This is a genomic window from Pelatocladus sp. BLCC-F211 (assembly GCF_041928655.1).
Classification (GTDB): Bacteria; Cyanobacteriota; Cyanobacteriia; order Cyanobacteriales; family Nostocaceae; genus Pelatocladus.
Map to the genome: position 1 here is coordinate 1 of NZ_JBHFLM010000202.1, position 8859 is coordinate 8859.

General features: G+C 42.7%; 6 protein-coding genes, 1 rRNA gene and 1 pseudogene. 6 read left to right on the forward strand and 2 right to left on the reverse strand.

What is annotated here, in order from left to right; genetic code table 11:
- Positions 1-141: pseudogene (locus ACE1AT_RS24760) on the reverse strand (photosystem II D2 protein (photosystem q(a) protein)); the annotation flags it as partial.
- A 394-nt stretch (positions 142-535) separates the two neighbouring features.
- Between ACE1AT_RS24760 and ACE1AT_RS24765 the strand changes: the two are divergent.
- The 6 genes from ACE1AT_RS24765 (at position 536) to ACE1AT_RS24790 (ending at position 8432) form a co-directional block, all read left to right on the forward strand.
- Complete coding sequence (locus ACE1AT_RS24765; protein ID WP_374873244.1) at positions 536-1105, forward strand: photosystem I assembly protein Ycf4; 570 nt, start codon at positions 536-538, stop codon at positions 1103-1105.
- 213 nt (positions 1106-1318) lie between these two features.
- Positions 1319-2137, forward strand: a complete 819-nt coding sequence (locus ACE1AT_RS24770) for a peptidylprolyl isomerase (RefSeq protein WP_374873246.1) — start codon at positions 1319-1321, stop codon at positions 2135-2137.
- A 129-nt stretch (positions 2138-2266) separates the two neighbouring features.
- Positions 2267-3436, forward strand: a complete 1170-nt coding sequence (locus ACE1AT_RS24775) for a beta-ketoacyl-ACP synthase (RefSeq protein WP_374873248.1) — start codon at positions 2267-2269, stop codon at positions 3434-3436.
- A gap of 192 nt (positions 3437-3628) precedes the next feature.
- Positions 3629-5071 (forward strand): folate/biopterin family MFS transporter, encoded by a 1443-nt coding sequence (locus ACE1AT_RS24780; RefSeq protein ID WP_374873250.1) that lies wholly within the window; start codon positions 3629-3631, stop codon positions 5069-5071.
- Positions 5072-5259: 188 nt separating this feature from the next.
- Complete coding sequence (locus tag ACE1AT_RS24785) at positions 5260-6768, forward strand: carotenoid oxygenase family protein (RefSeq protein ID WP_374873252.1); 1509 nt, start codon at positions 5260-5262, stop codon at positions 6766-6768.
- A gap of 374 nt (positions 6769-7142) precedes the next feature.
- Entirely contained in the window at positions 7143-8432 is a 1290-nt protein-coding gene (locus tag ACE1AT_RS24790) for a Glu/Leu/Phe/Val dehydrogenase (protein ID WP_374873254.1), read from the forward strand.
- Between the two features lie 311 nt (positions 8433-8743).
- On the opposite strand, the gene rrf is transcribed toward ACE1AT_RS24790, so the two are convergent.
- Positions 8744-8859, reverse strand: a 5S ribosomal RNA gene (gene rrf / locus ACE1AT_RS24795); the annotation flags it as partial.

An 8859-nucleotide genomic window follows, 5' to 3' on the forward strand; every position in this document is an offset into this window, starting at 1 on the left:
CCATCCACCTAGTGCTAAAAATGCACAGGGGAACAGCAATAAACCAGACCATCCTACGAATACGAAGCGATCGCGCTTCAACCAGTCGTCGAGAACGTCAAACCACCCTCTGGTAGTACTACGTCCAATTGCGATGGTCATCGAGCTAAAATCCTCTTTTTTACTAAAATTGCACGTTATTGAGGAATTAACGTTTTTTCGACACTACACAAATACTTTTATGTACCTGGTTTTATGAGAAACTACTGCTAGATTGAGTCAGTTTTTCTCAGGGTCGTGTCATTACCCAAAACACCAGCTGTAAATTTAGCTAGTGATTCCTTAATGCTTCTTAACTTATCATAAATTTGTCTTGTTTTGTGCCTGATGCACCTGCTTAAATCAGGTATCTTGCATAGACCTATTAAATATGATCAATATCAGAAATTTTACAATTTGACACAAGTTTTCTCAGAAATCTTAAAAGAAACTTGCAATAGATCCATATACAGTGGCAGACTTTTAAAGGGAATTGATCAAACGCCAAGGTAGTTCCATGACGACATCAACAACCATTAACAAAGACGAACGCGTCTTGCATCACAAGGTTCTCGGTTCACGTCGGTTGAGTAACTACTGGTGGGCAAGTATTGTAACTTTGGGTGCTACAGGCTTTTTCTTAGCTGCCCTATCCAGTTACTTACAAGTTAATTTACTCATAGTTACCGACCCAACTCAACTTATTTTTGTCCCACAAGGATTAGTGATGGGATTGTACGGAGCAGCTGGTCTGCTTCTCGCTTTGTACCTGTGGTCAGTAATTCTCTTGGATGTGGGCGGCGGATACAACGAGTTTAACCAGCAAACCGGCAAAGTCAAAATCTTCCGTTGGGGTTTTCCTGGCAAGAATCGTCGTATCGAACTTGACTTTAACACTCAAGATGTACAATCTGTACGAGTTCAGATCAAAGAAGGTCTAAATCCTCGTCGTACCCTCTATTTGCGTGCCAAAGGTCGTCGAGATATTCCCTTAACAAGGGTAGGTCAACCGATGTCTTTAAAAGACTTGGAGATTCAGGGAGCAGAATTAGCTAGATTTTTAGGAGTACCTTTGGAAGGTTTGTAGGAAATGAAGTGTAGGGGTGTAGGGGTATAGGGGTGTAAGAAGATAATATTTTTTATACATACACAGGCTGCGCTCGCCAACTGATGATTATTAACTTCTGCCTTCTGCCTACTTTCAGAAGCCGCTCCGCGTCACTGCCTTCTGCCTTCAAAATATTACCCATACTCGCAATCAGAAGCTAAGATACACTGGTTGAGTCTATAGAACTAGCTAATGCGGTTAAAATTTTCGGAGCTTTTGGTTGTATTTGTGATTGTCAGTGTATTGATGGTGGGTGGGTGTGCGACACAACAAGTATCTTCTGATACTTCATCTACCACACCCACAGCCACGGAGGCAAGCACCAATACAACTACACAAGCGACAACACAAACAACTACAGAGACAACCTCTGTATCTCAAGCTACACAAGAGGCGATTCCTGGAATGAAAGATTTACCAAAACTTGAAGGCAAAGCTACCGTGGTAATGACCGTCAATGGTTCTCCTATTACCATTCAAGTAGACGGTACTAATGCCCCCATCACTGCTGGTAACTTTATAGACTTAGTACAACGTGGTGTATATGATGGCTTAGTTTTCCACCGAGTTGTACGTCAACCCCAACCTTTTGTTGTTCAAGGTGGCGATCCCCAAAGTAAAGACCCGAAAGTTGCAGCTAACAGGTTAGGAACTGGTGGTTTTATTGATCCTAAAACAGGTAGTGAGCGCTATATTCCCCTGGAAATTAAGCCCAAAGGATCAGACGACCCCATTTACGGCAAAACATTGGAATCAGCTCGCATCAATCAACCACCCGTGTTGACACATAAACTGGGTGCAGTGGCAATGGCGCGATCGCAAATGCCAGATTCTGCTTCTTCACAGTTTTACTTTGCCTTAGCTGATTTGGGTTTTCTGGATGGTAGCTACGCTGTATTCGGCTACGTCACAGAAGGTATGGATGTAGTAAACAAAATTCAGCAAGGTGATCGCATCGACTCAGCCAAAGTCACCCAAGGTGCAGAAAATTTGAAAAATAGTGAAAAATAGGGATCGGGGATCGGGGATCGAGAATTAGGGATCAGGAATGGGGAGAAATTTCTTCCTTGTCCTCCTTGTCCTCCTTGTCCCTCTTCCCCAATCCCCAATCCCCGATCCCCGATCCCCGATCCCCAAAACTTGGTAGAAGTCGTTGTCACTGGTATTAGTTTAGTTTCTGCCTTGGGTCAAAACCTAGCAGATAGCTGGCAGCAATTACTAGCAGGTAAATCTGGGATTAAAATTTGTCAACCATTTCCAGAATTAGACCCACGTCCTCTTGGGTTAATTGACAAGCAACCAGCACAGGTGAGATTACTGACTCAACAGCTGGTTGCTTCTGCGTTAGAAGATGCAGGATTAGTTTATCCTCTGCCAAATTGCGGCGTTGTCATTGGTTCGAGTCGCAGTCATCAGGCGGTGTGGGAAGAGATGGCAAAAAATAGGTGGACAAAGGGTAAAGCCCAAGAGGTAAAGGAAATGTTAAATTCCAATGCCCAATTCCTAGAGAATTGGCTAGACACTCTCCCACACATGAATGCGATCGCAGCTACAAGACAAATTGGTGCAACTGGGATTGTTTTAGCACCGATGGCGGCCTGTGCTACTGCGATTTGGGCGATCGCTCAAGCTGCATATTTAATTAAATCTGGACAATGTCAGCAAGTCATGACAGGAGCAACAGAAGCAGCAATTACGCCTCTAACTTTGACTGGCTTTCATAAGATGGGCGCTTTGGCTAAAACTGGGGCATATCCCTTTGATTTGCGCCGTGAAGGCTTAGTTTTAGGAGAAGGGGGAGCAATTTTGATTTTAGAATCGGCGGCATCAGCAAAACAGCGCCAAGCCAAGGTGTATGGAAAGATACTTGGTTTTGGCTTAACAACAGATGCATATCATGCCAATACTCCAGAACCAAAAAGTCAGAGTGCGATCGCAGCAATTAAGCAATGTTTGCAACGCAGTCACTTAACGCCAAAAGACATTGATTATATCCATGCTCATGGTACGGCTACGCAAATTAACGATCAAGTAGAAAGCCAATTAATACAAAGCTTATTTTCTCAACAGGTGGCAGTTAGTTCTACAAAAGGAGCTACAGGACATACTCTCGGTGCATCAGGAGCTTTAGGAGTGGCTTTTTCTCTGATGGCATTACAGCAACAAATATTACCGCTATGTGTAGGCTTACAGCAACCAGAGTTTGATTTAAATCTGGTAAGAGAAGCACGTGAAAGTAAGGTTGAACGGGTATTGTGTTTTAGTTTTGGGTTTGGAGGACAAAATGCTGTAATAGCACTAGGAAAATAAAAATTCAATCTTTAATTTGCCTTATTCAAAGAATAAATAACCCGTAAATTTTATTTACTAAATTTTACAAGTTTATCTGTAAATTCTCTGTGATTTCAACAGATTTTGACCGATAAACGCTTCTCCTACACGTCATCTAGATAAAATAGATATGATAATAAAAGTCGATAAAACTTAAAAATTATTTATCTAATGCTGGTTTCCTCCTCTGGCTTGTCCAAGGTCAAAGAATCAATAAAAGAAAAGATTTTTTTTGGCAATGAACCAACTGCCGAATTAATTGCCATTCTTACCGTTTACTTTGTCCAAGGTATTTTGGGGTTGGCACGTTTAGCCGTCAGCTTTTTTCTCAAAGATGAATTAGGGCTAACTCCAGCCCAAGTATCAGCCTTAATGGGTATAGTTGCCATACCCTGGATTGTCAAACCATTATTTGGTTTTGTTTCTGATGGCTTCCCTATTTTTGGCTATCGACGACGACCATATTTGGTGTTATCGGGGATAATCGGAGCGGCTTCTTGGGTGAGCCTAGCCACAATTGTTCACACACCTATAATTGCGACAGCAGCGATCGCTCTTGGTTCGGTATCTGTTGCTATTAGTGACGTCATCGTTGACTCATTAGTTGTGGAACGAGCCAGGGTAGAATCCCAAGCGGAAGCAGGTTCTTTACAATCCCTATGTTGGGGTGCTTCCGCCTTCGGTGGTTTGATGACTGCTTACTTTAGTGGTGTCCTCTTAGAGCATTTCAGTAATCGCACCGTATTTTGGATTACTGCCTCTTTTCCCCTCATCGTTTCAGCAGTAGCTTGGTTAATTGCTGAATCTCCAGTCAAGCAGGATGTCAACACTACCGAAAACCCCAACTTCCAATCAATCAAGCATCAAATTGGACAACTACGCCAAGCCATTACTCAAAAAGCTATTTGGCTACCAACAGCATTTCTTTTCATCTGGCAAGCTACGCCAACTGCTGAATCAGCCTTTTTCTTCTTTACTACAAACGAATTACATTTTCAACCAGAATTTTTAGGACGAGTACGCTTAGTAACAAGCGTTGCTTCCTTAGTCGGTATCTGGATCTTCCAACGTTTTCTTAAAACCGTCCCTTTTCGCGTCATTTTTGGCTGGAGTACTGTTCTTTCAGCCACTTTAGGAATGACAATGTTGCTCCTGGTAACTCATACAAACCGGACTTTAGGCATTGATGATCATTGGTTTAGTTTGGGTGATAGCCTGATTCTTACCGTTATGGGACAAATTGCCTATATGCCAGTGTTAGTGCTAGCAGCCAGACTTTGTCCATCGGGAGTGGAAGCAACATTATTTGCCTTGTTAATGTCAGTGACTAACTTAGCAGGACTGCTTTCCTATGAGTTCGGTGCAGTATTGATGCATTGGTTTGGAATTACAGAAACAAACTTTGAAAAACTCTGGATTTTGGTAATTCTGACTAACCTCAGTACCTTGTTACCGTTACCCTTTCTCAACTGGTTGCCTGCTGCTGAGTCTGAAACCGAAACATCTAAGAATTTACCACCAGCCTTAGTACCGGATCATGAAGAATCTTTTGTACCCAATATGATGCCGGAATTGATGCTGCGAGAACTAGAGTCAGAAGTAGTTAGGGATTAAGGGATCGGGGAAAGGGGATCGGGAAGTGGGTATGGGGTAATAAGCTCAACAAGTTCTTAATTTTGTTCCAGAAGGGTATTTTGAATTGATATGTCCCCCTTTCTTTATCCCTAATCCCCATTCTCCGTTACCCCTTCGCCCCTAATCCCCTTTCCCCTTTCCCCTTTCCCCAATCCCATTTTCAAGATATGCAAACTTTTGAAACTCAAGAACTAATTTCTCAAATTTCTACAAAACCTTATAACCGTAACGATTGGCAAGGTGGATATAAATCTTTAAAACAAGAATTTGATTATTGGATAGATGACATAGAAGGGCAAATTCCACCAGAACTTCATGGTACTTTGTTCAGAAATGGCCCTGGTTTGTTGGATATAAATGGGCAACCAATTCATCATCCCTTTGATGGGGATGGGATGATTAGTCGTATAACATTTGCAAATGGTCGCGCCCACTTCCGCAATCGCTTTGTCCGGACTGATGCGTATTTGGAAGAACAAAAAGCGGGTAAACTTCTCTACCGTGGTGTCTTTGGTACACAAAAACCAGGTGGTTGGCTAGCTAATGCTTTCGACTTTAAACTCAAAAATATTGCTAATACCAATGTGATCTACTGGGGTGATAAACTGCTGGCTCTGTGGGAAGCAGCAGAACCTCATCGCCTTGATCCTCATACACTCGATACCTTGGGTAAAGAATACTTTCACGGTGTGCTGTCAGAAGGTGAAGCATTTAGCGCTCATCCCTGTTTCGATCCAAGTTGTGAGTTCGATGGTGGTGAACCTTGTTTGGTAAACTTTTCTATCAAAGTAGGGCTATCCACAACTATTACTATTTTTGAGTTAGACACAACAGGCACTATTGTGAGAAAGCACACCCATAGTGTACCGGGTTTCGCCTTTATTCACGATTTTGCTATTACCCCAAACTACTGCGTATTCTTTCAAAATCCTGTGAGTTTCAATCCGATACCTTTTGCTTTGGGAATACGTGGTGCAGGTGAATGTATTAAGTTTCAACCCAATCAACCAACGCGAGTCATCATTATTCCTCGCCAACCCCCCCTTGATAAGGGGGGACTAAGGGGGGTGCAAATTATCGAAACTCACTCTGGTTTTGTGTTCCACCATGCCAATGCTTTTGAGCAAGGAAACGAAATTATTATTGATTCTATTTGCTACGAATCCTTACCAGAAGTTGAACCAGAAAGTGATTTTCGACAGACTGATTTTGATGCTCTCAAGCCTGGACAACTCTGGCGCTTTCACCTCAATCTCCAAGACAAGACTGTACAGCGAAAGTTAATAGAAAGTCGCTGTTGTGAATTTCCAACTTTGCATCCTCAAAAAGTGGGGCGAGAGCATCGTTATTTATATATTGGTGCTGCTCATGCTCCCAGTGGTAACGCTCCTTTACAAGCATTTTTAAAGATGGATCTTCACTCAGGAGAGCGACAACTCTGGAGTGCTGCACCCAAAGGCTTTGCTAGCGAACCAGTGTTTGTACCCCGTCCCTATTCTCAAGGGGAAGACGATGGTTGGGTGTTAGCTCTAGTTTATGATGCGAGTTGCGATCGCTCAGATGTAGTAATTCTAGATGCCCGTAATTTCAACAAAGACCCAGTAGCAAGGCTACATCTTAAACATCATATTCCTTACGGTTTACACGGTAACTTTAGTTCTGAGGTGTTTGTGTAGAGGTGTAGGGGTTTAGGAGAATTTTGGGTGTGGGTAAAAAATTTCGAGCTATGCAAGGATATAGATTTAAAAAAACTCTTTTTTCCTTTTATACCCTCACACCCTCACACCTCCATACCCTTGCACCCCGCCATACATAAAAAAGGAATGAACACAGATAACAAGTATGTTTTTTATCTGTGTTCATCTATGTGTATCTCTGGTCACTCTATATTACTATCTTGAAAGCGAGCAAAAAAAGCTACATCGCGAAATTTTGTAACATAAACTACAGAAATTATAGTTTTTCTCAAAAATAAACGTTAGCCTAGACATAGACCTCCGGTTCCATAAGCAAAAGATTTTGTGGAAGTGTGATAGGAAGAGAAAAATCTATGATTACAACTTCTATACAGTCACTGGAAGCTTCTTCTCCAGCGTATATTTGCCCATTAGATCAAGCTTGTAGCTATTTGGAAGCAGCAGCACGAGAATTAAAGCTAGATTTAGGTCTGTTGCAGGTACTTAGTCATCCACGTAAGGTAGTTACAGTCTCCATTCCTGTAAAACGGGATAATGGCGAAATACAAATTTTAGCAGGACATCGAGTCCAACACTGTGATGTGTTAGGGCCCTACAAAGGTGGCATTCGTTACCATCCAGCTGTGACGTTGCGGGAGGTATCAGCACTAGCAATGCTAATGACCTGGAAATGTGCGTTACTAGGTATTCCTTACGGTGGTGCCAAAGGAGGTATTGCTCTCGATCCAAAACGTTACAGTGTGGGTGAATTAGAACGGCTCACCCGACGATACACCAGCGAATTAATCAAAGATATTGGCCCTAGTGTAGACATACCGGCACCAGATATGGGTACTTCTGCCCGCGAAATGGCTTGGATGATGGACACTTACTCTGTCAATGTTGGTCATGCTGTTCCCGGAGTTGTGACTGGAAAACCGCTATCTATCGGTGGTTCACTGGGACGGGAGATGGCAACGGGACGCGGCGTAATGATTATTGTCAGGGAGGCGCTAGCTGATCAGGGTAAGTCCTTGGCAGATGTCCGAGTAGTTATCCAGGGTTTTGGCAATGTCGGTAGTGCAGCAGCTTTGTTAATGCATGAAGCAGGAGCGAAAGTGATAGCTGTATCGACTGGATCTGGAGGAGTTTATTCAGAAACTGGTCTTGATATTCCTACTTTGAAAGCCTATGCTGCTGAGAACCGTAGGAGTGTGGTTGGCTTTCCACAAGCAATACCAATCAACAATGCAGAGTTACTAACTTTACCTTGTGATGTCTTAATTCCCGCAGCTTTGGAAAACCAAATCACAGAAGACAATGTGAATCAAGTCCAAGCCAAGATAGTTGCAGAGGCGGCTAACGGTCCAGTGACTCTCATCGCTAACCAAGCGCTAGAAGCGCGGGGTGTAACTGTACTACCAGATATCTTGGCTAACGCGGGTGGTGTGGTAGTGAGTTATTTAGAGTGGGTACAAGGTCTTTCTTATTTATTTTGGGATGAGCAACGAGTCAACCGCGAATTAGAACACTTGATGGTGCAAGCATACCGTCAAGTTATTAAGCATTCCAAAACACGACAGATTCCTTTAAGACTAGCAGCTTATACGTTAGGGGTTGGTCGGGTTGCCCAAGCTTTAACTGATAGAGGTTTATATCCTTAAGCATTGATTCCATAAGATGATCTCCTGATCTCTTAATCTCTTAAGCACCATTATTTCTCTACTGTAACAAGGTGATGCTGTCTGTTCTCATAGCAAGAGGTCATTAAATTTGATGAAGTTTGTCATGGCGATCGCGTCCCTGACTACCGTGCTAATGAGAAATATTTTCCAGAATTGGACGTACGCTTCAGTTTAATACCCATCTGTTATTTTTCTCTAAATTTCAGCATTAACCAAAAAGCGGTCAGTCCTATTGAACTGATCGCTTTTTTCCACCATAAATATTAGGAAGCTTTTTGTGAGAATAAAAGTCCTGGCATCGAGCTATTTTGACGGTCGGCAACCCGACAACTATCGTCGCCGCAGCAGCGTTTCACAACTGAGTTCGGGAAGGGTTCAGAGTGGTTCCACCGCGCCATAGACACCA

Excerpts from the sequence above, each read along its gene's own strand:
- ACE1AT_RS24765 (WP_374873244.1), top strand. The coding sequence starts at position 536 with ATGACGACATCAACAACCATTAACAAAGACGAACGCGTCTTGCATCAC.
- ACE1AT_RS24770 (WP_374873246.1), top strand. The coding sequence starts at position 1,319 with ATGCGGTTAAAATTTTCGGAGCTTTTGGTTGTATTTGTGATTGTCAGT.
- ACE1AT_RS24780 (WP_374873250.1), top strand. The coding sequence starts at position 3,629 with ATGCTGGTTTCCTCCTCTGGCTTGTCCAAGGTCAAAGAATCAATAAAA.
- ACE1AT_RS24785 (WP_374873252.1), top strand. The coding sequence starts at position 5,260 with ATGCAAACTTTTGAAACTCAAGAACTAATTTCTCAAATTTCTACAAAA.
- ACE1AT_RS24790 (WP_374873254.1), top strand. The coding sequence starts at position 7,143 with ATGATTACAACTTCTATACAGTCACTGGAAGCTTCTTCTCCAGCGTAT.